The 24,379-nt window shown below is 67.2% G+C and carries 17 protein-coding genes and 2 pseudogenes; 7 read left to right on the top strand and 12 right to left on the bottom strand.

The annotated features are described in order from the left end of the window. Window positions 1-16 precede the first annotated feature (16 nt). Window positions 17-412 (top strand): hypothetical protein, encoded by a 396-nt coding sequence (locus tag ACFU4Z_RS18385; protein ID WP_379064408.1) that lies wholly within the window; start codon window positions 17-19, stop codon window positions 410-412. Between the two features lie 302 nt (window positions 413-714). Here ACFU4Z_RS18385 and ACFU4Z_RS18380 read toward each other — a convergent pair whose 3' ends face one another. From ACFU4Z_RS18380 to ACFU4Z_RS18365, 4 genes are all read right to left on the bottom strand, one after another. Continuing rightward, window positions 715-2,127 carry an MFS transporter gene (locus ACFU4Z_RS18380; protein ID WP_379064406.1) on the bottom strand — a complete coding sequence of 471 codons (1,413 nt, stop codon included), beginning with the start codon at window positions 2,125-2,127 and terminating at the stop codon, window positions 715-717. A 102-nt stretch (window positions 2,128-2,229) separates the two neighbouring features. Continuing rightward, entirely contained in the window at window positions 2,230-3,540 is a 1,311-nt protein-coding gene (locus ACFU4Z_RS18375; protein WP_379064404.1) for an FAD-binding oxidoreductase, read from the bottom strand. A 483-nt stretch (window positions 3,541-4,023) separates the two neighbouring features. Then, window positions 4,024-7,119 carry a BTAD domain-containing putative transcriptional regulator gene (locus ACFU4Z_RS18370; RefSeq protein WP_379064402.1) on the bottom strand — a complete coding sequence of 1,032 codons (3,096 nt, stop codon included), beginning with the start codon at window positions 7,117-7,119 and terminating at the stop codon, window positions 4,024-4,026. Between the two features lie 45 nt (window positions 7,120-7,164). Further along, window positions 7,165-7,941, bottom strand: a complete 777-nt coding sequence (locus tag ACFU4Z_RS18365; RefSeq protein WP_379064399.1) for an SDR family NAD(P)-dependent oxidoreductase — start codon at window positions 7,939-7,941, stop codon at window positions 7,165-7,167. A 493-nt stretch (window positions 7,942-8,434) separates the two neighbouring features. Here ACFU4Z_RS18365 and ACFU4Z_RS18360 point away from each other — a divergent pair, with 493 nt between their 5' ends. Beyond that, complete coding sequence (locus tag ACFU4Z_RS18360) at window positions 8,435-8,866, top strand: hypothetical protein (RefSeq protein WP_379064397.1); 432 nt, start codon at window positions 8,435-8,437, stop codon at window positions 8,864-8,866. Between the two features lie 50 nt (window positions 8,867-8,916). Then, a complete protein-coding gene (locus tag ACFU4Z_RS18355) occupies window positions 8,917-9,642 on the top strand; it encodes an aspartate/glutamate racemase family protein (protein ID WP_379064395.1) in 726 nt (241 codons plus the stop codon). A gap of 241 nt (window positions 9,643-9,883) precedes the next feature. Here the strand turns inward: ACFU4Z_RS18355 and ACFU4Z_RS18350 are convergent, their stop codons facing one another. The 7 genes from ACFU4Z_RS18350 to ACFU4Z_RS18320 form a co-directional block, all read right to left on the bottom strand. Beyond that, window positions 9,884-11,878 carry a S9 family peptidase gene (locus ACFU4Z_RS18350; RefSeq protein ID WP_379064393.1) on the bottom strand — a complete coding sequence of 665 codons (1,995 nt, stop codon included), beginning with the start codon at window positions 11,876-11,878 and terminating at the stop codon, window positions 9,884-9,886. Window positions 11,879-12,262: 384 nt separating this feature from the next. Beyond that, window positions 12,263-13,075 carry an Imm49 family immunity protein gene (locus ACFU4Z_RS18345; RefSeq protein ID WP_379064391.1) on the bottom strand — a complete coding sequence of 271 codons (813 nt, stop codon included), beginning with the start codon at window positions 13,073-13,075 and terminating at the stop codon, window positions 12,263-12,265. Between the two features lie 263 nt (window positions 13,076-13,338). After that, window positions 13,339-13,635, bottom strand: a complete 297-nt coding sequence (locus tag ACFU4Z_RS18340) for a DUF5995 family protein (RefSeq protein ID WP_379064389.1) — start codon at window positions 13,633-13,635, stop codon at window positions 13,339-13,341. Between the two features lie 72 nt (window positions 13,636-13,707). Further along, window positions 13,708-14,070 carry a hypothetical protein gene (locus ACFU4Z_RS18335; RefSeq protein WP_379064387.1) on the bottom strand — a complete coding sequence of 121 codons (363 nt, stop codon included), beginning with the start codon at window positions 14,068-14,070 and terminating at the stop codon, window positions 13,708-13,710. Window positions 14,071-14,190: 120 nt separating this feature from the next. Next, the gene (locus ACFU4Z_RS18330) at window positions 14,191-15,045 is read right to left on the bottom strand and encodes a haloalkane dehalogenase (protein ID WP_379064385.1); all 855 of its coding nucleotides are present in this window, start codon (window positions 15,043-15,045) and stop codon (window positions 14,191-14,193) included. A gap of 10 nt (window positions 15,046-15,055) precedes the next feature. After that, entirely contained in the window at window positions 15,056-15,421 is a 366-nt protein-coding gene (locus ACFU4Z_RS18325; RefSeq protein WP_379064383.1) for a pyridoxamine 5'-phosphate oxidase family protein, read from the bottom strand. Between the two features lie 5 nt (window positions 15,422-15,426). Next, the gene (locus ACFU4Z_RS18320) at window positions 15,427-16,242 is read right to left on the bottom strand and encodes an NAD(P)H-binding protein (RefSeq protein WP_379064381.1); all 816 of its coding nucleotides are present in this window, start codon (window positions 16,240-16,242) and stop codon (window positions 15,427-15,429) included. Between the two features lie 73 nt (window positions 16,243-16,315). Between ACFU4Z_RS18320 and ACFU4Z_RS18315 the strand changes: the two are divergent. The 3 genes and pseudogenes from ACFU4Z_RS18315 to ACFU4Z_RS18305 all read left to right on the top strand — a co-directional run. Continuing rightward, window positions 16,316-16,504: pseudogene (locus ACFU4Z_RS18315) on the top strand (TetR/AcrR family transcriptional regulator); the annotation flags it as partial. Between the two features lie 324 nt (window positions 16,505-16,828). Beyond that, window positions 16,829-17,352: pseudogene (locus ACFU4Z_RS18310) on the top strand (DNA alkylation repair protein); the annotation flags it as partial. A gap of 87 nt (window positions 17,353-17,439) precedes the next feature. After that, complete coding sequence (locus ACFU4Z_RS18305; protein WP_379064379.1) at window positions 17,440-17,829, top strand: hypothetical protein; 390 nt, start codon at window positions 17,440-17,442, stop codon at window positions 17,827-17,829. A 636-nt stretch (window positions 17,830-18,465) separates the two neighbouring features. Here the strand turns inward: ACFU4Z_RS18305 and ACFU4Z_RS18300 are convergent. After that, on the bottom strand, window positions 18,466-19,770 hold the full coding sequence (locus ACFU4Z_RS18300) for a discoidin domain-containing protein (RefSeq protein WP_379064377.1): 1,305 nt from the start codon (window positions 19,768-19,770) through the stop codon (window positions 18,466-18,468). A gap of 1,798 nt (window positions 19,771-21,568) precedes the next feature. On the opposite strand from ACFU4Z_RS18300, the gene ACFU4Z_RS18295 reads away from it, so the two are divergent. Next, a complete protein-coding gene (locus ACFU4Z_RS18295; protein ID WP_379064375.1) occupies window positions 21,569-24,379 on the top strand; it encodes a DUF6603 domain-containing protein in 2,811 nt (936 codons plus the stop codon).

The raw sequence follows: 24,379 nt of genomic DNA, 5'->3' as shown, positions 1-24,379 counted from the left end.
CGTCCACCCCGAGCGTGTGACGGAATACCCCTCCTGGGATCTGCCGGAGGACCTGGCCGAAGCGTGGCAGGAGGATTTCTATCGGCTGGAGGAAGCAGCCCCGCTTCTGTCGTACGGCACTCACCACGCTGAGGCGCCGGGCACGAAGCTCGGCGGATATCCAGCCTGGTTCACCGGACCGGGCGACGTCGACTGCGAGCAATGCAGCCAGCCGATGCGCCACCTGCTGACCGTGGCCAGTTGGGAATGGGACGGTGACTCCTGGCGGACCTGGCGGCCCCTCGAAGACGGTGGTGGGGCTGGCGCCGTTGACCCTACTGGCCTTGATATAGGCGGGGTGGGCGCTGTGTACGTCTTCGAGTGCCTGTCCTGCCCGGGCCGCCCCTTCACCCATTGGTACGACTGCGCCTGACCGACATGCAGGGTGCCGATCCTGCCATGCCAGGCTGTAACTCGGGCGATTCCCGGCCGGCGGCGACCAGCTTCTTCAACGTCGTCACCCCGACAGCAACAACCGCCGGGCCCGGCACCAGATCTGGGCAAACCCCATCAAAAGTGTGAGATCTTGTGGGACGGATCGAATGGCAGATCCGCACCCTCCCGGCCCGGCTCGCCGGTGCGAGGCATTTCGATTCTGCTTCGTAGTAGCCGTCAGCGGTCATGATCTCGATGGTTACGATTTATCCAGATCGATTGTGGTGTAACGGGTTATAGCTAGGCGAGGGCCGGCTGTCGCTGCACAGTGTTACGTGCAGCGGAACGGTGTGCGGCCAGGGCGGCCGCCACACCCAGAATGGCGATGGCGGCCAGACCGAGCTCGAGGAAACGGGCCGAGCGCAACGGGGAGGGTTCGCCGAGATTCACCAATACGCCGGAGATAGCGGCGCCGAAGGCGGTGGCGATCAGCTGCACGGTGCCGATCGCGGCGGCGGCCTGCTGTGATTCGGCCGGATCCGGGCTACTGTCCATGACCGCCGCCGACAGGTGCGGCCACGCCAGCCCGATGCCGCTGCCCGCGATCATCATGCACAGCACCCACATCAGCAGCGCGGACAGGCCCGTATCGCGGATCTGAGTGAGGGCGGTGAGCGTCAAACCGGCGGCCAGCACCGCGGGACCGGCGATCCGCAGCCGATCGACGGTACTCGGCCGCTGCGCGCCCGCGCTGACAACCTGCGCCAGCGTCCAGCCCAATGATGCTGCCGCACCGACGAATCCGGCCGCAAGCGGGGCGAGCGCACCCAATTCCTGAGCGAAGAGCGGTACGAAGTTCTCCAGGCTGATGCCGATCGCGACCGCGACCATGGTCAGGTAGATCCAGCGCAGAGGCGAACTCTGCACGAAAGTCAGCCGCGGCAGCACTGTCACCGTGGCGCGCCGCTCCCAGGCCAGGAATCCGGCCACGACCGCCAGCGCCGCCAGCACACCGGCCACGGTCCAGCCGCCCCGCGGCAGCACGCCGGCGATGCTGACCAGCGCCGCGGCCACCATCAGCAACGTCAGCGAGACCACCGGAATCCGCTGCGCGTGACCGGATTTCACTGTGCTGCGCAGTGCGAACGGCACGATCGCCCCGACCGATACTGTCAATACCGCGAGGCATCCGAACGCCAGCCGCCACGGCCCCAGTTGAGCGAACACACCGCCCAGCGCGGGTCCGATAAACGTTCCCACACCCCACATCGCCGACACCAACGCCGCCGCCCGGGCGCGCAGCGCGGCCGGATACGCCTGGTGAATCACCGCGTACCCCAACCCCATCAGTAGGCCGCCGCCCAGCCCCTGGACCGCCCGGCCCGCCAGCAGCACCGGCATGGACGGGCTCACCAAGCAGATCACGGTGCCGATAGAGAACAGTCCGAATCCGGTTAGATACGACCCGACCGGACCACGGGCGGCGAGCATCGAGCCCACCAGCGTCGAAGAAACGATCGATGCCACCACGAAAATGGTTGTAGCCCAAGCCAAGTAGCGCGCGCCGCCGATATCGCCGATCGCTGTCGGCAGCAGGCTAGCGGTCACATAACTACTGATGGCGTACAGGGCTGTACCGCCGGCGAGCACGATCGTCACACCCAGTCGGTCGCGAGTCAGCAGATCGCCCCAGCGGGCGCCGGCTTCGGGCATAGAGTTCATCAGACTTTCTCAATCTCACTGGTAGCGGCTTGAATACGGGCAGTGGGAGTCCGCTGCCCGAAAACGGCGGCCGGTCCGACCCTCAGCCCGATGTCAGCCCAGAACCGGGAAGTTGGCGCGAATGACGTTGTGCGGATCGCGGTTTCGCTTGATCTCCCGCAACCGCGCCAGAGTGTCCGAATCGAATGCCGCGGCGGCGGACTCACCGGGAGCGAGGAACGTGTAGGGCTTAGCGCCGGTGATGTGCGTCCCGAGCGCGCCGATGATCTCCTCGAACCGGCCACGGATATCGCCGAGCAGCTGGGGCAACCCGAGCCCGAGCAGGTACAGCGCATACGGTTCGGTGAGCGCTCCGCGCGCACCGCTGTCGGGCCGGTCCTGGGTGAGCGCGCCACCCAAACCGCGGATCTGCACATTGAGCAGCGGTGCGACGGGTGCGTCGATGAGGGTCTTCACCACCGCGTCGCCGAGATCGGTGAGTAGCTCGCCCCGCGACAGCGACGGGCTGGGATCGGTGGGTTCGGCAGTGATCCTGCCGATCTCGGCCGGGCTGAGTTCGCCTCGGGTATCGGCGATGATGCCCTCGATCGTGTCGAGCCGACGCGTCAGGTGCCGTCCCTCGGCAGGATCGCCGAGGTAGGCGAAGTCGATGGCGACGGTCGGCGCCGCGCCGGGAATCTGATAGCGCTGCAACCACACCGAAAGTTCGGCGGGTGCACCGGTGGTGAGCTCGGTGAACAGGTCGAAGACCTCGCGGGTGTGGCCGGCCGGCCACATCACCCGCCCGCCGTAGAGCCGGGGCAGCGCGAACAATTCGAATTCGAGACCGGTGACGATCGCGAAGTCGCCACCGCCGCCGCGCAAGGCCCAGAACAGGTCCGGATCCGAGTCGGCGGTGACTCGCTGCGGACGCCCGGAGGCGTCGACGATCTCGACGGCGCGTACCGCGTTCGCGGCCCACCCGTATTTCCGGGCGAACCAACCGAAACCGCCGCCGAGGGTGTATCCGGTCACACCCACGACCGGGTTGCTCCCGGCCAGCCCCGTCAGCCCGTGCCCGGCCGCCGCGGCCTGCACCTGACCCCACTGCACGCCGCTGCCGACCCGCGCCACCCGCTGCTCGGCGTCGATGTCGACGCTGTTGAAGCGTGTAGTGCGTAGCAGGATCGCGCCGTCGATATCGCCGGTCGCACCGTGCCCGGTCGGCTGCGTCACCACTGCACGACCCGCCCGCCTGGCGTAGTCGAGCACCGCCGCCACATCCAGCGCATCGGCCACCTCGACAACGCCGGCCACGGACTGCGCGACTGCAGTGTTCCACGGCTGCGCCGCCCGATCGAAATCGGCGTCGCCCGGCAGGATCACACCGCCACGGACCGCGGTGCGCAAGTTCTCGATAGACATTCTCAATCCTCGTTCATCATTGTCATGCTGGGTTGTCTATTGGTTGACGACATAGGGTCCGCCGGTGTGACACGAGCTCCTCGCCAACCACCAGCTGGCCCTGGCGAAAGCCACGCCGCACGGGTGTCGAGGACGAATCGGAGCTCCCTTTCGCCCGGCTGCAAGAGTCGTTGATGGCGGCCGGAGTCCACGTCGACGCGCTGCCGCCGGATCCGCTCCCGCAGCCGCAGGCCGATACTTGGTGGCATCGAACCGAATGCGGGCGAGGTCGCCGCGAAGCACCTCGTCATCGCCGGGGCGAGGTCGATCAGCTCGAGGCCCAGCGTGGCGAGGGCCTTGTTCGACGGTCGGCCCAAGCGCCGCCGCGCATATCGGTGGAGGCCCGGCGCGGCTGCGGCATGAGACCCATGCGCTCAACGGTGTCTCGATCATGGCAAGAAGCTTCGTGGGGTCGCTCACCGTGCCCTCACCATCGGCTCACTGTCACTCACGGACCAGTGCGGCCACCTCCTCAACGGGGTAGCCGCGGCCCTTGTGATAGGCCGCGAGGAATCCGGATTCGCCCAGAGCGGAGCGGGTTTCGACGGTGATCCTGGCGACCTCACCATCGCCTTCGGAGCGCAGACCGCGCAACGTTTCGGCAGCACCGAGCAGTTGAGCCGCACGCGCCACATCGCCGCACGTGGCGGCCACTCCGGCCAAGCCCTCGGCGGCCGCGGCCGCGGCAGGTCGCAGATGGTGGCGGTATGCGAGTTCGAACGCCGCGCGATGTGTGGCACGTCCCGCCTCCAGGTCGCCTTCGGAGACGGCGACCCAGCCCAGGCCGACTAGCGCGCGGGTTCGGGCCTCGATCGCGCCCACTGGGCCTTCGGATGCCAGGTTCAGGGCCGTGGTGTATCGCTCGCGAGCGCTCGACAGGTTCCCGTCGGCGCAGTCCAGATCGCCGAGCCCGCGAATCGCATTGGCGTGCATATCCGTCGCGCCCACCGAGCTGGACAGTTCGGCGGCGCGTTCGTAGGCGGCGCGGGCGGCGTCGGGGTCGCTGCCGGCCAAGATGTCACCGCGGCGGTTGAGCAGATCGGCGGTGTCGTCGACGGTGCCCAGCTCGGTGTTGAGCTCCACGGCCTCATCGATCAAGGTCAAGGCGGCCGATCGATCACCGCGCCAGTCGGCAACCGCCGCAAGTTTGTCCAGCGCCGTGGCGATCGCCCAGCGGTCGCCAGTTGCGCGGAAACCGTCCAGGGCACCGTGGAATTCAGCCTCGGAGTCGAGAATGCGCCCAGACATCAGCAGGCGCAGACCATCACCCAATCGGAGGAAGGCCCGCGACCACAAGTCAGGCCCGAAGAGCAGTCGCGAGCGATCCGGATCGACGGTTGCCATACCGCCCGCGATAGCGAGCAGAAACACCAGATGCGGTCGCCGCAACGACGTTCGGGATTCCGATACCGCCGCAGCCGCACGTTCGATCTCCGCTCGCGACTCGCCGCCGGCCCGCGCCGCCACCGCCACGCACAGTGCGTACTCCTCGATGGACGACGAATCAAGTTGGGGCAGTAGATGTTCGGCCATCTCGACTGCGTCACCGGGCCGACCGTTCAACCACCAATACCACGCCAGGGCAGCGATGAGCCGCTGCGCCAGCGGCGGATCGGTACGCACCGCCCAGTGCAGCGCCGCTTGCAGATTGCCGTCATCGGCGGCCAGCCGGGCCAGCCAATCCAGCTGGTCGGCCCCGCGCAGCAGCGGGTCGGCTCGCTCGGCGAGGGCGGTGAAATACCTGGCGTGCGCGTTCAGCAACCGCTCATGCTCGCCCGAGTCGATCGCCTGGTGTCGCGCGAACTCGCGAATTGTCTCCAGCATTCGGTAGCGGCCGCCCGTCACCTCCACCAATGATTTGTCGGCCAGATCGTCGAGCAGTTCATCGGCATCGTCGATATCGCAGATATCGAGCGCGGTCCGCGCGGTGGCTCCGCCCGCGAAAACCGAGAACCGTTGGGCCAGTAGCCGTTCGGCCGGGGACAGGAGCTCCCAGCTCCACTCGACCACCGCCTGCAAGGTGCGATGGCGGGGCTCGGCGGTACGGTCACCGCGGGCGAGCAGCCGGAAGCGGTCGCCGAGGCGCGCGTCGATCTCGTCGAGATCGAGGGTGCGCAGCCGGGCGGCGGCGAGTTCGAGAGCCAGAGGCAATCCGTCGAGGCGGGCGCACACACGCCGGACGCCGCCGATCGTCGCGGCATCGACGGCGAATCCGGGTCGCGCGGCGGCGGCACGATCGGCGAACAACCGGACGGCGGCGCACTCGAGCTGCTCAGCCAATGCAGCATCGGCCGCGGCGACGGGTAATTGCCCGACCGGGAAAGCGGTTTCGCCGGTGATCCGCAAGGGTTCCCGACTGGTGGCCAGCACCCGCAAACCAGGGCAGTCCAGCAGCAGCCGGTGCAGCAGGCGTGCGGTGTCGAGGATCAGGTGCTCACAATTGTCCAGAATGATCAGCTGCGGTCGTTCGACGAGCATCGCGCGCACACGGCTCTCGATATCGCGAGGCTCGCCTGGGGTGTGCCCGGGGCTCTCGCGCCCACCCAATGCCGCGGCCACCGCCTGGACCACCTGCGCCCCGTCCACCAGCGGGGCCAGATCCACGAAGCACACCGGCCCCGCGGTGCGAGAGCCCGCTTCCAAGGCCAACCGCGTCTTGCCGGTCCCGCCCGGACCGGTCAGCGTCACCAGTCGGGACTGCACGAGCAGCAGCGCTACCCGCGCCAATTCCGCATCGCGCCCGAAGAATCCGGTGAACGGCGTGGGCAGCCGCCGGGCCGCGCGTTCGGGTTCGGCCTCCGCGCGCAGGATCGCCAGATGCGCCTGGGCCAATTCCGCCGAGGGGTCGGCACCCAGTTCCTCGGCGAGCAGCTCCCGTCCCTCCTCGAACAGCGCCAGTGCCTCCGCCTGCCGCCCCGCGCCGTACAGGGCCCTCATCAGCAGGGCCCGTGCCCGCTCTCGAAGCGGGTGCGCCGCGACCATTTCGGGCAGCGCGGCCAGCGCTGCTCGGTGATCGCCCAGCGCCACCGCAGCCTCCGCGCGATCCTCCAGAGCCGCGAGCCGCGCCTCGGTGAGGTGAACAGTCCGCACCGCGGCGAAGGGCGCATCCGCCACATCGGCAAGGGCCGGGCCACGCCACAGCCGCGCGGCCTCGTCCAGCAGGACGGCCGCGGTGGCGAAATCCTTGTTGTGCAAGGCCCTTCGACCGTCCTGAGCGAGTTCGAGGAACTGGTGCACATCGATGTCCCGCGGTGCTACCGCCAATCGATACCCGGCAGCCGAGGACTCGATGATCTCCTCGGTGCGGCCCGCACTGCGCAGTGCACGCCGTAGCCGCGACACCTGCGCCTGCAGAGCATGCCCGGTATTGGCTGGTGGCGTCTCCCCGTAGAGACCATCGATCAACCGATCTCGCGACACGAAGCGGCCGGCGTCGAGCGCCAGCAGTGCCACCAACGCCCGCACCTGCGGGCCGCCGACCGCGATCGGTCTCCCGTCGGCCAGGCGGACTTCGATGGGACCGAGGATTCCGAACTGCACGGTTCACAGTATGCCCGCGCAATCTCCGAGCTACCGGGTGGCCGGCTACTGGGCGCCGATAGCCGGGCTGATGGCGGTGCCGCCGCTCACATCCACCACATTGCCGGTGATCCAGCGGGCGTCCTCGGAGGCGAGGAAGGCCACCACATCGGCGATATCGGCGGGCTGCCCCACCCGGCCCAGCGCGGTCATGGCACTGATGCTCGCCCGCACCTGCGGATTGCCATCGAGGAAGCCGGCCATCCCCTCGGTCTCGGTCGCACCAGCGGCCACCGCGTTCACGGTGATACCGCGCGGACCGAGCTGTACCGCGAGGGTCTTGGTGAGCACATCGATCGCCCCTTTGCTCATCGCGTAGGCCACCTGCGACGGGGCCGCCACCCGCGGTGCGCACGAGGAGATATTGACAATGCGACCGCCATCGCGCAGCAGCGGGATCGCCCGCTGCGAAATGAACAGCGGCGCGGCTACATTCACCGCGAAGAGGCTGTCCACCGCCGCCGGGGTCAGCTGCTCGATCGAGCCGTTGCCACCGCCGCCGCCGGCATTGTTCACCAGAATGTCCAGCCGTCCGTCCGGCAGGCTCTTCGTCAGCTCGGCGAACAACGCGTCGATTCCGGCGGGCGTGCTCAGTTCGGAGCGGATGGCGAACGCCTGCCCACCCGCCGCGCCGATTTCCGCGACGGTCTTCGCCGCCGCTTCGTCGTCGTGTCCGTAGTGCACCGCGACCACCGCGCCGTTCGCCGCCAACCGCAGGGCGATGGCGCGGCCGATTCCGCGAGAAGCGCCGGTAACGAGGGCGAACTTGCCGATCTGAGACATTGAAACTCCTGTGCTCGGGTCTGTTTCCTTGACACAGACGTTCGCCGACCGCGCTCACCTAACCCTCACCGTGTGCTCACGAACGGCGATTTTCGCCCAACCGCCCGATTGCGGGGGAACCCCTTGGTTCACCATGGCGGCCTCCCATATTCGGTGAGCGCGCAACACGATCGACACCCACGCCCCACGATCGACGAGGTACGTCGGCACGAACACCACCGTGCAGCCGATTCACACTGGCCACTCCGGATCACCTCCACGATGTTGTGAGGCTCGTGGCCGAAGCGGCCGATCGACCGGGCTGCTGAGCTCAGGCAATCAGACGCCCAGCGCACCGCAGTCGGCAAGCGCAGTAAAGGAGCCATGAGCCCGTGCGGACATGGCCTGGCCAATGCGACACAGGGACTCGGCCCGGCCGCGCCTGGTCCCGTACTTTTGTCCGAACTGCACGCCTGCGCGGAGGAACTGGCCCCGCTGTGTCGTAGGGAGAGGTATGAGGGTCGAGGAGTTCAGTGACGGCATGGTCGACGTCAGCGGTTCCGCGGCGGAGTTCGAAGGTCTGGCCCCCGTGGTGGCCCGGGGCGAGGGGAGGTTCGAGACCGAGGATCTCGCGGCTGTCGAAGTCCGCTCGGACGCTGGTCCTCGACTGCTCGTCCAGGTCGTCGAGCAGCGCCGGGTCCTGCTTCTGGTGGGGGACCGGGAGAGCCGAGCGCTCCTCGCGGAGGACCTTCGCAGCGTGGGGTCCATGACGGACGGCGGGCATCAGCACATCGAGTACTACGAGGACTTCGGCTACCTGCGGAAGGGTTCGGCGCCGCTGGTGCTCAACAGTCCGCACGGGGGCATGCCGCAGCACGAGACCGCCGCTGGTTCGGTGGAGACGGGCGACCGACCGGTCTTGTCGAAACCGGCTCAGAACGGATGATCTCCGCCGAAGATGGACGGCATGAATCGGCGCGAACAAGGAGCAGCGTGATGAGGCATGTTGGTATCTTGGCGCACAGTATCGAAGGCGCGGCGCTCTGCTTGCGGACGCTGTCGCAGGAGGGTGCCCGCGATCTCGGAACGCACGAGCACGCCGATGTGACCCTGGACTGCATCGCGATGGGCCGCAGCATGCCCGCGTGGGAGGCCGGTGATCACGGCGCGATTCGAAAGACCCTGGCCACCAGCGTCGATCGCCTCGCCGACGCCGGAGCCGAATTCTTCGTCTGCCCCGACAACACCGCGCATATGGCGCTGGAGTCCGACGGCGAAGACCTGGCGCTGCCGGGTCTGCACATCGCCGAAATCGTCGCGGAAAAGGCGGCCGCGGAGGGCTATCGGCGGGTCGGCGTGCTGGGTACCAAGTACACGATGACCGGCCCGATCTACCCGCGCGTCTTTGCGGCCAAGGGAATCGACGCCGAGATCCCCGACTCCGACGAGCGCCGCCTGATCAACGACATCATCTTCACCGAACTGTGCGAAGGAGTGTTCACGGCCGCATCCCGGCAGCGCTACCTCGATATCATCAACCGCCTGCACGGATTGGGCTGTGACGCCGTCGCCCTGGTTTGTACCGAGATCCCGCTGTTGGTGACGCCGGACGTATCGCCTTTGCCCACACTGGATTCCACTCGCCTGCTCGCTGCGGCCGCCCACCAGGTCGCCATCGAAGCGCGTCCACTCCCGACCTGGTATGGCGGCGCCATCGACTGAGCTCGTTGTCCGCCAACGACTTCGATACACCACGACCCCTCCGCGGCAGGTCGTTCCATGCCACGGCCATCGCTCGATTCGGGTGCGGCGGCATGGTCGCGGCAGGGCTGGAAATACGACGAGGCGCTAACCAGGTGACTGGTGTAGAGAGGATGTGGCGGGCACCCGCTGCAGCGGCCTCGTCGATCGCGGCACAGCATGTTTCTCTGGCCTTTCGAACTGCCCTCGACTGGTGTCGCAATCATCGGCGCTCCCGCCCTTGGTCGTTCGGGAGGTTCTCGACGGTGACCGGCTCGATCCTTTCGGCAGCCGGCAGTTCGAATCCGAACACCTGGCCGTAGAAACTCAATTCGGAGTCCAATGCCCTGCGGATGTTCTCCGCCCGCCGAAACCCGTGCTGCTCCCCCGCGAAGAGGATATAGGCGACCGGGATCCGCCGCTCCCGCAGCGCGTCGACGATCATCTGTGACTGATTGGGCGGCACCACGGCATCCTCGCTGCCCTGCAAAACGATCAGGGGACTGCGGAACCGGTCGACGTGATGGATAGGCGACCGCTCTCGGTAGAGGTCCCGCTCGGACGGGTATTCGCCGATCAGGCCGTCCAGATAACGGCTCTCGAATTTGTGGGTCTCGGCGGCGAGGGCCTCGAGGTCGGCGACTCCGTAATGGTCGGCGCCCGCGGAGAAAGGTGTGTCCGCTCGGGCCAGCGCGGCGAGCGTCGTGTAGCCACCTGCCGAGCCACCGCGGATAGCGAGTTGGCGCGGATCGACGCGGCCGTTGGCTGCGAGCCATCGGGCGGCTGCGATGCAGTCGGCCACGTCAACCACACCCCAGGCGTCGCACAGCAGTTCGCGGTAGGCGCGGCCGTAGCCGGTGGAGCCGCCATAATTGACATCCACGACGGCGAATCCGCGGCTGGTCCAGTACTGGGTACTCGGTGAGAGCACCGGCAGCGCGTGCGAGGTCGGACCGCCGTGGATCATGACAAGCAGCGGCGGCAGTTCCCCGTCAGGACCGCGGTATCGGGTGCTCGCGGGCGGGTAGAACAGCGCGTGTGCGGCGCGCGGCGCACCGACGCGATCCATCGAAGGGAACGAGATCGGCTCGGGTATAGAGACATCGGTAGCTTCGAGACCGAGATCGCGTGGAGCGCGCAGGGTTTCGAGTTCGAGGGTTGAGTCGACGAATTCGATACGATAGATACCGAGTTCGGCGGTGGGTGTGCCCGCTGCCACGACCACGGCGTTCTCGTCCGCTCGCTCGACCGCGACGATCGCGGAGAAGGGCAGCTTCAGATCGGTCACCGACCCGTCCGGGCGACGCACAGCAAGTCCGTCGTAGCCGTCGCGCCAACGGGCGAACACGATGCCGTGATCGCCGAGCACTGCGTAGCGCGCCGAGCCCAGCTGCCATGCGGGTACACCGATTTCGGCATCCACCTCGATGACGGCCTCGATGTCGCCGCCAGGTGTCCACCGGTAGAGGTTCCACCACCCGTTGCGGTCGGACAGGAACAGCAGAGAGCCGTCTTCCTGCCAGCGCGGTTCCTGCACCGACTCGCCCGGGCCGCCCGCGACGACGGTGTCCGTACCAGTCGCCAGATCACGCACCCGCAGGACAGTGTCGTCCCACGGCATCGACGGATGATCCCACGTGACCACGGCGAGCAGGGCCCCGTCCGGGCTCAGTCGCGGTGCGACGACGAAATCCGGGCCGCTGACCAGGACTTCCGGCTGCGAAGGCCGATCGGCGGACAGTCGCACGATCTCGTTGCGCACATCGATCGCGCCGCGTCCGCCGACTGGATGGCTCTCCCGGATCGCCACGACGGTGGCGCCGTCCGGACCGAATGCGCCGTCGCCGTAACGGTCACCGCGCGGCACGGCGGGCTCCGGGGTCAGCACGACCGGCACCCCGCCCCGCTCGATCCGGTACAGCCGCTGATCGGCCCAGTTGACGAAATAAAGCACCCCGTCGCGCACCCACCACGCAGCGCCGCCGTATTCGTGGACCGCCGTGCGGGCGTCCATCCCCTCCGGCAGCAGGTCGGTGCGCGCTCCGTCGGGAGCGCGGCGCACGATCTGGGTCCGACCTCCTTCGGCGGGGCGGCCCTCTGACCAGTACACCTCGGCCCCATCCACCCGCACCTCGCCCAGGCGCACTGCGGCGCTGACGACACTCTCGGAGGTGATGGAGGTCGGCCAGGACCCGAAGGGCAACTCGGTGATCGTCACCCGGACAGGTTAGTCGCCGTCGACGGCACATTCGGGTGGGCCCGAGGCCCCGGCACGCTGGCGGAGCGTCCCTGAGCGGCTCAGCAGCGCCCTGACCTCCATTGCTACGAAGGCGCTCAACGGCACTCTGCCGATACAAAGGCCCGTGCGGTAGCACGACAGCCCAGAAACAGGTCATCCGCCGCATCCAACGCCGCCTGGCCTCGAAACGAGGCAGCACCGCTCGCGGGCTCTTTCCTGCGCCGGGTTCACCGATGATCGCCCTTCAATCCTGGGTCGCGCGTCGTGGCGAACAGGAGTGAACCGTTGTTCGTGAACGCTAGACGGGCTCTGAACGCGCTGTAATGCCGCTGATCGCGCTGCCCGAACCGGCCACGGCGCTGATCATGGCTGCCATATCATCAAACGCTTTGGCAAATAGTCGGATTCGATCTGCGCCGGAAGGTTCAGGTCGTGTGCCAGGGCCGCCAAGGCCAGCAACGGCCATGCGATGCGGCGGGCAGCTCGGAATTGCTCCACCGCGGCGGCGACCTGCGGAGTGGCGTCTTCGCCCGCTGCCAGCAGCCGCACGATCTGAACGCGCGGGGTCCATGGTGATTCCGCAGGAATCTCGGCCAGCCGATCCAGCGCCGGCGGCATCAGTTCGGCGATCTCGGCCCTGACCTGCTTGTTACGTGGCCAGCGCGCGCGCTTCGCCAAAGCAGCCAACGCGGTCGCGTACGCGGCGGGAATCCGTACGGCCTCAGCGTCATCGGGAGCCCAGCAGTGCGGGTAGTACATGGTGTAGGCCTGGCTGCGCAGGTAGTGGTCGTTGCCGCCGTTGCGGCAGATCAGTGCCAATTCGAATGCTTCGAGCCAATCGTGGATGGACGGCGCGCCCAGGGACTCGTCGGGCCCGGCGGCCAACGACATCCGCAGCAGCGGCAACTCGCAGCGGGCGGCATCGGAGGTATGCCGCAGCCGTGCTCCGAAATAGGCACGAGTTGTATGGGAGGCGGTCAGTACCGTGGGCCGGACGTGCGGATGCGTCAGGGCCGGATCGGCGGCAGCCATCGCGTCGAGATAGTTCAGCAGCGCGTCGGTCAGCGGTGGCAGCCCGACTGGGCCCGCCCTGTTCGCCGCCGCCGCAGTGCGATCCACCTCGCCGTGCAACGAGCTCAGGTCGGCGTCATCGGGGTTCGGTGCGGTGATGTTCATCGGCTTGTAGTCCCCTCGGCCACGCGGGCATTGGATTGACAACGACAGAGACTACGGGCACCTGCCGTCATGCCCACCGGAGTCGGGACATCCTCAATGCCGATGACCGCCCTATCGCGACTTGGTCATGGCAGCGAACTGAAGTACATCCCCGGATGCCCTCGGAAGAACGCCGAACCATCCGGAGCTGAACGGTTCTGCGCTCGCGACGGTGGACGGCTTGGCCGAACCCGTTCGACGGCGTCGGCCAAGTCGTCCGATCGTCACTTCGGCGGTGGAACGACCGGGGTGAGGAGCATTCGGCCTGCGGCGGAGACGGTTTCCTCGAGGGATCGCTTCGTCAATTTGAGGAGCAGCGTGTTGTCGCGCTGTATCCAGAGCATCTGGGTGGTGGCCCAGGCAGCGTCTCGGGCGCGGGTGATGCTGAAGCTGCTGAGGATGTGCTTCAGTGCTTCGGCGTCCCTGGTGCCCAGTTCGAGTAGCGCGGGCTCGTATTCCGCCCGGATCTCCGCCTCGATCTTGGCCAGCAGTTCGTTGACCCTGAGGTAGTCGGCGGGCACCGGTGTCCAACTAGCCGCATACCGTGCGACCGAACCGGGTCCGGAACCCGATCACCCCGAGGAACTCTGGGATTAATCAGGGGCGGTGCCACCGGTCCACGTGCGTTCACGACGGTCATAGCGCACCCAGCGGCCGTAGATGATCATCCACAGGAAGTCGATCTCGGAGGGCAGCTCAAAGGGGTCGGTAGGGATATAGGCTTCGCCAAGTTCCTCGACGGTGTGCCATTCACTAACCGTCCAGTCAACGACGAGGACCCCGTGGCGTTCGCCGGTCTCAGCTTCGAGGGACCGGCGCAGATTCTTCCCGTCCTTCGTGTCGAGAAAAGCCTGCACGGTTTCGATGATCTCGTTGGGATCGATCTTCCGCGCGTGACCGAAGCCGACGCCTAACGCCGGCATCCCCGGCCCCGAGCCGTCCGGGATATCCCTCATGCGAGAGCATTCCCCACCACGGACCAGCTGGCCGACTCCGACAGGCCGAGTACGCCTCGGAGGTGTGGTCCGCGGGAAGCAATCGCCAGTCCTCGATTCCGTGCCGGGCGGCGTGACGGGTCAGCGGAGGCTGTTGCGGTCCAGCCAGTCGGAGATGGCGGCGGCGAGCAGGTCCGGCTGGTCCTCGGGCGTATGGTGGCCAGCGACCTCGTCGTACCGCTGGATGTCGAGGGCGGAGATCGTTTTTGCGCACCAGTCGATGACGGCGGGTTCGGTCATCGTGCCGTACGTCGGCGTGAAGGTCACCATGAGCTTCGGTACGTCCAGGCTGGACGCCAGCCACTCGTCGTACGCTTCGGCGCGCGCGATGACGTCGCTCGGAGTCCCATCCAGCGGCATCGAGCGTGCCCAGCGCAGCAGCGGAAGCCGACTGTCCCGCGTAGGGTACGGCCGCTGGTAGACCTCCAGGTCTGCGGGATCGAGTCGGTCCGAGATCGCACGCAGCCCGTCCCGGACGAATGAGTCTTCCAGGAATATGGACTCGCCGACGCCGTCGGTTCGGATGGCTCGCCACAGGTCCCGACCGGCCTCGGGGAACTCGTCCCAGCTCATCGGCTTGACTATGGTCTCGGTGAACGCGACTCCGCGTACCCGGCCTGGATGGCGGGCCGCCCAGTCGAACGCGAGCGCGCCGCCCCAATCGTGGCCGACCAGCACCACGCGGTCCAACCTCATCGCGTCGAACCAGGCATCCAGGTACCGCGCATGATCGGCGAACGTGTAGTCGATCGGCGGCTTGCCCGAGTCCCCCATGCCGATCAGGTCCGGGGCGAGCAACCGGCCGGGGCCGACGGCGGGCAGGACGTTGCGCCACAGGTACGACGAGGTCGGGTTGCCGTGCAGGAATACGATCGGTGCGCCGGTGCCGGTCTCGCGGTGGTGCATGGTCGCGTCGAGTACGCGGGTGTTGGGCATGGGATGTCCTTCAGAGGTTGAGGGTGAGGATGCGGTCGACCGCGATCTCGATGACGACGCGTCCGGCGGGGGCGGGCGGGGCGCAGCGGTAGCGTCGGTGGTACCAGCGGGCGGCGATGGCCACCCGGTCCGGGTCAGCGGACAGGGCGGCGGTGCCTTCGAGCGTCACCCATCGGAAGCCATCCGGCTGGCAGAGGGCGACGCGACCGCCGCTCGCCACATTCCGTGCCTTGCGGGACGTGGCGACCGTCAGGACGCGGGCCGTGCTGGCCGTGTCGTCCCAGGTGAACCGCACCGGTGCGACGTGCGGCGTGCCGTCCGAGCGGATCGTGGTGAGGGTCGCGATCCGCGGCTCGGTAAGGAACGCCTGGACCATGGGCTTCACCGGAAGGCGGCAGCCGTGCGGGTGGCCCAGTCGGCGAAGGTGCGCGGGGCGCGACCGAGGACATGTGCCACGTCGAGGCTGATGCGCTGTTCGGCGGGCAGCGGCTCGCCGAGGATGGCGAGGGTACCGTCGACGACCGGTTCGGGCATGAATGTGAGCATCTGGGCACGCGCCTCGTCGCGGGTCTGTTCGACGTAGCGCACTGGGGTGCCGAGCGCGGCGCCGATGGCTGCGGCCCGTTCACGCGGGGTCACCAGCTCCGGGCCGGTCAGCTCATACGTCCGGCCGACGTGTCCCTCCTCTCGCAGCGTCGCTGCGGCGACCGCCGCAACGTCGGCCGGGTCGACGTTCGGCAGCCCTACGCTGCCGAACGGTGCGGCGGCAGTGCGGTCGGCGCGGATGGACTCGACCCACGCGAACGCGTTGGAGTCGAGGCCACCGGAGCGCAGGATCGTCCAGTCCAACCCGCTGCCCCGCACCGCGGCCTCGAACGCCGCCGCGTGACCGTACGCCGCCGGTCGCGTTCCGACGCCCTGGGACGACATCAGCACGACCCGGCGGACTCCCTTCTCCTTGGCGATGCCGAGGATCGCATCCGGGTCGTCGCTGGCGACGAGCAGGAACAACGCGTGGGCCCCGTCGAACGCGTCCCGCAGACCGTCCCGGTCACCCAGGTCGGCCGCCCGGTGCGGCACGCCGTCCGGCAGCGGCCCGGGTCGGCGGGACACGGCGGCTACCTCCTCGCCGGCAGCCGTGAGGATCCGGACCAGCTCGCCGCCGACGTTTCCGGTCGCGCCCGTTACCACGATCATTGTTTCTCCTCAGAGTTAGGTAGTTAGTCAGTTGACTAACTGACACGCAAGACGTTAGCCGAGTCGCGCCGACTTGTCCAGACTTAGTCAGGCGACTCACTCAACTGCGCGAAAACCGGGCGGGCCGGAACGGCTCACCGCCGCCGCGGCCACCGTCCGGCACCAGCAGGGCATCGAGAAGGCGACGCTCGCCGACATCGCGCACGCCGCCGACGCACCCGTCGGGAACATCTACTACTACTTCAAGACCAAGGACGAACTGGTCGAGGCCGCCATCGGCGCGCACGGCGACGCGCTGTGCGCACTGCTCGACGCGCTGCCCACCCCACCCCACGCCGGCGGCGCGAGGCGCTCGTCCGCGGCTGGGTTGACCAGCGCGACCTCATCGCGCGGACGGATGCCACCGGCACGTTGGCCTCGGAACTGGACAAGCGCGCCAACGGCCTGGGCCGGAAGCCGGCCGAGCACATGCGCGGCCTGGTCGCCTGGGCCGAACGGCAGTTCCGCGAGATGGGACACCAGCGCGATGCGCGAGCTGGCCGTCGCGCTGGTCGCGGCGTACCAGGGGATCTCGGTGCTGACCAACCTCGCGCGGCGGCTCTGGGAGACCGATGACACCGCGGCGAAACTGCCGGCGATCCCGATCTGCCGCCCGAATGCGAACGTGCCGAGTCGGACGCGATAGTGCGCGAGGCGCGCACCCCAAGGTGCACGATTGGCTGGTGAACTACGTGGTGAAGAAGAACCCGCACGCCGAAGAGCTGTGCGTCGCCTGGTTCGCCGACCCGAATCCAGCGGTGGCGAGTGCCCGGCTGGGCGCTGACCACCGAACGCGTGGCGAAGCAGCCCACGGGCCTCGACCTCGCCGGACTGCTCGACATCGTCGAAGCGGAGATGAAAATCGCCCCGGATCGCCTGCAGTGGGCAATGAACCACTGCCTGGCTCAGATCGGGATCGAGCACGCCGAGCACCGCACCCGCGCAATCGACATCGGTGAGCGCCTGAAGGTGCTCGAGGACTACCCGACTCCACTGAACTGCACGTCGCCGTTCGCGCCCATCTGGATCACCGAGATGGTGCGCCGACAGTACGACACCGCACCGCGGTGATCCATCGGGCGCGCCGCGAGCAGCGGGATCGGGTCCCAGTTAGCCTCTAGCCCAAGCATTTCAACGGTTATACGGAGGTCCACAACCATGCAGGCATCGCAAGATCCCGTTTCCCTGCCGGTTGGGCCCGGCACCGAAGATGCGGCTGCGGCACTACAGCAGCAAATGGCGGACTTGGTCGCTGAACACACCGGCGCGGCCACGGTTTTCGGCGACCCGATCACTGCCGACAGCATCACCATCATCCCCGTTGCCCGCGCGCGCCTCGGATTCGGCGCCGCGGCCGGCAGCGTAGGCGGAGGCACAGATGTACGCCCACTCGGCTACATCGAAATCAGCCACGGCATCACGCGCTACCGGCCGATTCGCGCCCCTTGGATCCAAGTCGTCGTACCACTGACCGCGATGGCCGCCGGGCTCGCCGCACCGTGGATCATCCGCTCCGCGAACACACTTCGCCGCATTCGTCATCGATAGCAACGTCCGGAAATGCCCTATCAGCGCACTCCGAAGTCTGCTGTACAGCCCACTTAACACGACACGGAACTCCAGCGGAGTCCTCTACCGACAGCACCATGCCGCTCTGGCAGTCCCTCTGGCACCGACATCGCGGCATCGATACCTAGATCGGCAGAGCCATATGGTCGGCGCACCCGTTCGTTCGATTGCCGACTGACTCAACCGTTGTTGACGTAGACGCCCGAACGCTGAGCAACGACTCCCGCACGTTAGGCGCTTTCACCCAAACGACGACCTGCGCTGAGCCCAGACGGATCCAGCTTCAGCACGGCCGGGGATATATAACGAACACGGAGGACCGGGTAGCCGGAAGGATTTCGGGATCGCTGTCGACCGGCAGGGACGCGGACGGTGATGGGTAGCGGGGTCCGGTCCGTGCCGGTCGGCTCGGTCCACGACTGCGTCGCCGACCGACACGGTGTCGCCGATATCACTATTCGCCCCACGTCCAGCACCGCGGATCCCTTGCCGTGATGCCCCACCGCGGTCCCACGATGGTGGTACGCAGCGCCTCGTCGCGGGGCAGATCGACCGGACGAGTGGGGCGTTGTGGCAGCTGGTTGCTTCCCGATCCCCGTGGCTCGTAAAGGATGTTCAGCGATCGGTGATGCCGCGATGTGCAGTTACGGGGACCCCGAATTCGGCGGCTTCGCGGGTGATCCGTACGGGTGTCAACGACGGCCCAACCTGAAACGATCGAATGGCGATGCGGTCCTGAGAGGCCTCCATGAAGATCAGCCTGACGTAACGCACCGGCACATATTCGGGGAAGTGCTCGTGTACTTCATTTGAAAAGAGGGTTTGGAACCTGTTCCGTATCTCCCAACTGGAATTGTCGGGCGAAGTGGCCAACATCCCTCTCAGTCGTGAGGGCGGGCTGCCCGGTGTGCCGAAGTAGACGTGGAGGGAATTGATCTCCTTGAGGCTTCCGAGATCGAGTGCCACTTCCGAGCCGGTGGCCTCTGCTTTGCCGTTGCTCAGGTAGTAGGTTTCGAGGTTCCCATCCAGCATGTTCGTGGCCGGGTACTGCGGGAGCTCGCCAAGGTTTGGTGTCACGCTCACGGTCTCCTTCACCGCTGGCATGATGAACTCGCCGAGCACGGTGAAGTTTCTGACTTCGAGGTCGGGTACCCGGACGGTGACGGTGACCGATAGCGTGCGTTCGACGGTGTTGGTGCCGACCTGGACTGTCGCTCGCAGGTAGAACACGGTGGTGTGGTCGACGTTGTTGACCGTGTAAGTGGCCTCGTTGAGGACGTTGATGTCGGCGGCGTCGTAGATCAGCCGCAGCGAGGAGACGCCGCTTGCTTCCCAATTGAGTTTGACCGAATCGCTGTTGTCGATGATCAACTGTTCGGCCATGAAGTTGGCCATATGGAAGTCGGGCGGGAATTTGCCCACATCGAATATCGTGATGCCGTCTTCCCAGCCGTCCTCGGGGTCGGTGTAGCCCGGCTCGCGCCAGGAGAGGGTAATTTTCAGTGGCGCGCTGCCGATTTCGGTGTTGATCCGCATGCCCATCAGTTGCACGGTGACGCCTTGGTCACGACCGATCTCGGCGTAGCCGGAGGTGGGGGTGAAGGTGATGGTTTTGGTGGCGGTGTTGGTGCTTGGGGTCCAGCCCGGGAGGCTGATCTGGGCGGTCGCGCTGGTGAGGTCGGGGGTGAGGTCGGGCGAGTTGTTGCCGGTGGGGACAGTGACGGTGATCTTTCGGCATTCGATGGCGGTTGTGCTGCGGCGACTGCCCACCAGAACGAAGTTCGCACGTTGCGGGTCGCCGCTGGCGGGTGAGACCCGCACCGGGTCGGGCGTGGTGTTGAGGTCGAAATACAACGGGGAGATGTTGCTCACCGCGCCTTCGGTGCTCGTGGTGGCGGTGTATTGCTGAACGATGGTCATCAGCGGGCTCCTCGCTCGTTGTGCTGCTGGGTATTTCGGCTCGCGGCATCCTCGAGAAAAGGAACCCGGAGCGGATTTCGGGATCGCCGCCGACAGGCAGGGATGCCGGGTCGGGGACGGTAATGGGCCGGGAGGTCCAGTCAGTGCCCGCGGGTTCGATCCATGACCAGCTGCCGGTGGCGGTCGCGGATTGGGGCAGGGTGGACGCGCCGTGCTCGGTGGTCGCGATCAGCAGTGGTCCGGTGCGGAAGTCGACCGCCATGGCCGCCAGTGCGGCGTCGGTAAACCGTTGCAGGACGAACACCGAGCCGACTGGGAGGATGTCGGTAGTGGCGTGCACGGCCGCGCGGGTGTCCATGAGCACAGTCTGGCGCGGGATCTGGCCGATGTGCGGCCCGGAAACGGGACCCGCAACCCTCCCCGAATCCGATCATCTCCACTGGAATCTCGACCCGCCGGTCGGCGAACTCATCGAGCGTTTGCGTAAGATATCGATCCGGACGCTCACCATGCCTCTCCTCCGTATCCAGCCCCGTCCGCAGTCCGGACGAGACTGCCGTCCTCAAAGATCTTGTATCCGAGGCCAACCCGCCGCTAGTAGCTCGCTGCCATGACCCGATTCCCAGCGAATAGCCCATTTCGGTTCCGGGATCAGCCGAGTCCGGTCTGAACCGTTTCCACAGGCAAGCCGATTGCTATCAAGTACGCCGCCTAAACCGATGTGCGGGCGCGGCTGCACTCCGCCCCGACCAAACGTGTCGTGTGGGTGGCGACTACGTTCCCCGAGTTGTCCTTGACCACACCATTTCCGGGAAAGACTGGCCTCCGGGGAGGACAATTTGTGAGCGCGCCATCTATGTGCGCGACCTCAGAGGACTTCCACACCCGGCAACCCGAGCGGGCCACATGCAGTGAATGCTGACCACCCCGTCCAGCTCTCTCACAGGAATCGCAATTGCCGTCGCGCGGCCGCTGTGAAGGCTGCTGCGGTTGGCGGGGGTAGTTCAAAGTCGGATTCTTCGCTCACAGTTGCGGACTCCTGTCATCGAAGGGGGCAGCCGCCGGTATATGGCAACTGGTCTACCTGGTGACAATCCGATCTGCCGACCAACACCTCAGACTCTCTCTAACACAAGACATCTGAGATGATCGGTCAAGTCAAGGATCGCATGTCCGGGCTGTTCGAGGACAGGATTTCCTCAGTTTCATCACGAGGTCCCATGCGGACTGAACCACCAAATCATCGAAAGTGCGCCCAAGCCGGTCCCAACTGACCGTTGACAGAGTACGGCGTGCCCGACCTCCGGCCCGTCGTCTCATACTGACCGTCGTCGCGCGTGATCCACGTCCACTCCACCACTTCTGCGCACCCCAGCAGACGTCATAGACGATCCGAGTCGGGTCGCCGATCGAGCAGCGCAGCACCGAATACCCCTGACCAGGTGCCACTGCGGCGATGTAGACCGGTCAGCCCCACCACCGGGCCCTTGTCGCCAGCGTAGTGCACCTTCACCTTGATCCCGGCGAGTCCGGTGTCACCGCGCCGACCGGGGCGCAGGGCGGCATGCGCCACACGCGAGCGCGGGGGTCGCACCGACCGGGAACCCGCTGTGCTGCGCCGCGTTGTGGCTTACCGTCGGATTTGTGCGACTTGCCCGTTCCAGTGACTGTGGAGCCCGGGCCGTGAGTACCGCTGATGATCTCGACGATGCCCCCACCGATGGCCTGTTTGCGCGTGCCATCGGATGAGGCTGTGCAGGGCGTTTTCGTAGTTTGTTTCACACGGAGGAGGACCGCTGTGACCGTCCAGATCGGTTGGCTACACAAACTTCTCGATGAGGCCGATGGTGCGCCGGCCGAAGTCCCCGTCGATGCTTTCGGTTTCGGTGACGGGCTGCGCGTCCTGTTCCCGGACGGGATGCTGCACTTCGGGCCCAACGGCGCGGCAACCCGCGAAAAGGTGGGTACCGCCCGGGTCCCCTTCTGCGAGACCGCCGCCGCGCTCACCCTCCAGATCGCCCCGGACGACAGCTCGGCCGCGCTGGAACTGCGCCTACCCGGAGCGGGGGCACCCGCACATCTGCTGGCTCGATGCCTCGGCTTCGAACTGCCCGTGCTGCCGTGTCCGGTACTCGAGCAGGTCGACATACGGCTCGACGGGGCCGCAGGCGCGGAGCTTCAAGCCAGCGGCCCCGGGACCAGCGTGCGGATGCATGCGAACGATCAGCGGGTGTTCACGGTCGAGGCCGACGGCTGGCATGTCGTGTGCACCCACGCGCCGGTGCCACTGACCCTGCTGGCGGAGCTGGGCTCTATCGAGGTGGGGCGCGGCGTGCTGCCCGACCCGCTCGGCACCGAACTGCCACCGGGCAGCTGGCTACTGCTGCCCGCCGCGCCGACCCGCCCACGCCGGATGCTGGTGCCGCTGGCGACGCCCCGCGGCGAGGTCGTGCTCGATCCCTCCCGGGTGGACGGCCTCGGGAGGAGGCTACCGGTCGCGCAACCCCGGGCACACCGCACCGGATTCGTGCACCCGCCGGTCCGGGCGGTCGCGACGGCCGACGGGTTCGCACTGCTCGCGGGCACCGGTTCCGGCTCCGAGCGCGGCAACGGCCGCTGGGGGCTGAACATCAGCGAGGACGGCGCGGTCGCCGACGTCACCTACGACTACAACCCGCTGATGATCAGCGGGGCGCTCGGGCTGCTGAAGGCACAGTCGCCGTACAAGACGATCATCGGCGGCGTCCTGATGTTCTCGTTCAAGGGCGCGAAATCGGGCCTATACGGTACCGGCGCCGGCGCGTACGTGGTGCCGGAGTCAGGGGCCGCGAAGCCGTCGTTCTTCGGCTACGCCGGGATCGGTGGCAATCCGGGTATCGGTATCCCCGCCATCCGATTGACCGGCGTGGCAGTCGGTTTCGGCTGGAACAGCCGTATCCGGATTCCCGCGGTCACCGAGCTGGACGACTTCCCCTTCGTCAAGGCGCTCAGCGACCCCGCCGCGATCGGCGGCGAGACCGAGGATCCGGTCGAGGTCTTGCGCGCTCTCACGCTCACCGCCAATCCGTGGATCACCGCAAAGGACGACGAGCTGTGGGTGGCGGCCGGGCTGGGATTCACCCTCGCCGAGCTGATCGAGGGGCGGCTGGTTGCCCTGGTGCAGACCGGTGAGGAGCTGACCATCGCCCTGATGGGCACCGGCGCCGCCGACCTGCCCAAGGGAGCCGGGCGCAAGTACGCCCGGATCGGGGTGGGCTTGAGTGCGGTGATCAAACCGAAGCAGGGTGAGCTGGCTTTCGACGCGGGGCTGACCGGCGACTCGTTCCTGTTCGATCCGAATTGCCGGTTGCGTGGTGGTATCTCGCTGCGTACCTGGTTCGGCCCCAGTCCGTACGCGGGTGACTTCGTCTTCTCCGTCGGCGGGTTCCATCCGAACTACCGTGCGCCGAAACAGTATCCGGCGCAGCCGCGGGTCGGCTTCGATTGGGACCTGACCGGTTCGGTGACCATCTCCGGCAACGCCTACCTGGCCATCACCCCGGGCGCAGCCATGGCAGGCGGCGGGTTGGCCATCCGGTTCCACTCCGGCGTCGTGCGGGCCTGGTGCACGGCGCAGGTCGATGCACTGATCCAGTGGAAGCCGTTCTACTTCGACGTAGGCCTGAAGGTGTCCATCGGGGTGTCCGCGTCGGTGAAGATCATCTTCGTCCGCATCACCATCACCGTGGAAATCGGTGTGCAACTGGAGGTCTGGGGTCCGCCCACCGGCGGCAAGGCGAAGGTCAAGCTGTGGTTCATCTCCTTCACCATCAACTTCGGCAACGGCCGCGCGGACGCGAGCAACGAACTGGACTGGCCCGGGTTCAGTGCGCTGCTGCCGCCGGCGGAGAACAACGTGCGGGTGCTGCCGGGCGCGGGCCTGCTCGTCGAGAAACACCCCGCTACCCGCACCCTCGCGAACGACTACTGGGAGGTATCGGCAAGCGGATTCACCTTCACCACCGACACCACGGTGCCGCTGACCAAGATATTCCTCGGCACCTCGACAACACCCGCAGAATCGGGTGCCACAGTGAACCTGCGGCCCACCCGGTGGCGCGGCGTCACCAGCAACCAGCGCGTGAAACTCACCCTCGACGGCGCCGCCCGCGACCTCGGCGAATGGTCACGGGCCGCACGCACCGCCACCGTCGCCGCCGAACTGTGGGGCACCCGCAGTTCCGACACATTGCCCAGCAACGGCAATCACGTGGTGCCCGATCAGCTGCTGGGCGCCGCACTGACCTCGCCCGCACCGCGCCACGGCACCTCCACCGGATTCATCGACCAGGAGGCGATCGCATTCGACCCGGTCGCCCCCGACGGCGCGCAGCCTCTCGACCCGAACGCTAGCCCGGTCGGCGCCGCTCCCGCACGGCCAGGCGGTGTCATCGCCACCATCGCCGCCACAGTCGCGGCCACCGAGCAGACGACCGCGCGCCAGCGCCTCGCCGGGCAGCTCACCGCGCTCGGCTTCGACCTCGGCGCCCTCGACAACAACCTGTCCGGCTACGCCCGGGCCTGCCAGACGGCATTCACCGCCGAACCGATGCTGGTGTCCGCCAACTGA

Source organism: Nocardia sp. NPDC057440, assembly GCF_042802915.1.
GTDB lineage: Bacteria > Actinomycetota > Actinomycetes > Mycobacteriales > Mycobacteriaceae > Nocardia.
Note: the sequence above shows the minus strand (reverse complement) of the source record. Positions and strands in the feature narration are given on the sequence as shown.

What these genes read in the sequence shown, in the direction of transcription:
- ACFU4Z_RS18345 (WP_379064391.1), bottom strand. Translation starts at nt 13,075, where the DNA reads ATGAACATCACCGCACCGAACCCCGATGACGCCGACCTGAGCTCGTTG.
- ACFU4Z_RS18375 (WP_379064404.1), bottom strand. Translation starts at nt 3,540, where the DNA reads ATGTCTATCGAGAACTTGCGCACCGCGGTCCGTGGCGGTGTGATCCTG.
- ACFU4Z_RS18335 (WP_379064387.1), bottom strand. Translation starts at nt 14,070, where the DNA reads ATGAGGGATATCCCGGACGGCTCGGGGCCGGGGATGCCGGCGTTAGGC.
- ACFU4Z_RS18330 (WP_379064385.1), bottom strand. Translation starts at nt 15,045, where the DNA reads ATGCCCAACACCCGCGTACTCGACGCGACCATGCACCACCGCGAGACC.
- ACFU4Z_RS18355 (WP_379064395.1), top strand. Translation starts at nt 8,917, where the DNA reads ATGAGGCATGTTGGTATCTTGGCGCACAGTATCGAAGGCGCGGCGCTC.
- ACFU4Z_RS18365 (WP_379064399.1), bottom strand. Translation starts at nt 7,941, where the DNA reads ATGTCTCAGATCGGCAAGTTCGCCCTCGTTACCGGCGCTTCTCGCGGA.
- ACFU4Z_RS18320 (WP_379064381.1), bottom strand. Translation starts at nt 16,242, where the DNA reads ATGATCGTGGTAACGGGCGCGACCGGAAACGTCGGCGGCGAGCTGGTC.
- ACFU4Z_RS18380 (WP_379064406.1), bottom strand. Translation starts at nt 2,127, where the DNA reads ATGCCCGAAGCCGGCGCCCGCTGGGGCGATCTGCTGACTCGCGACCGA.
- ACFU4Z_RS18325 (WP_379064383.1), bottom strand. Translation starts at nt 15,421, where the DNA reads ATGGTCCAGGCGTTCCTTACCGAGCCGCGGATCGCGACCCTCACCACG.
- ACFU4Z_RS18305 (WP_379064379.1), top strand. Translation starts at nt 17,440, where the DNA reads ATGCAGGCATCGCAAGATCCCGTTTCCCTGCCGGTTGGGCCCGGCACC.
- ACFU4Z_RS18360 (WP_379064397.1), top strand. Translation starts at nt 8,435, where the DNA reads ATGAGGGTCGAGGAGTTCAGTGACGGCATGGTCGACGTCAGCGGTTCC.
- ACFU4Z_RS18300 (WP_379064377.1), bottom strand. Translation starts at nt 19,770, where the DNA reads ATGACCATCGTTCAGCAATACACCGCCACCACGAGCACCGAAGGCGCG.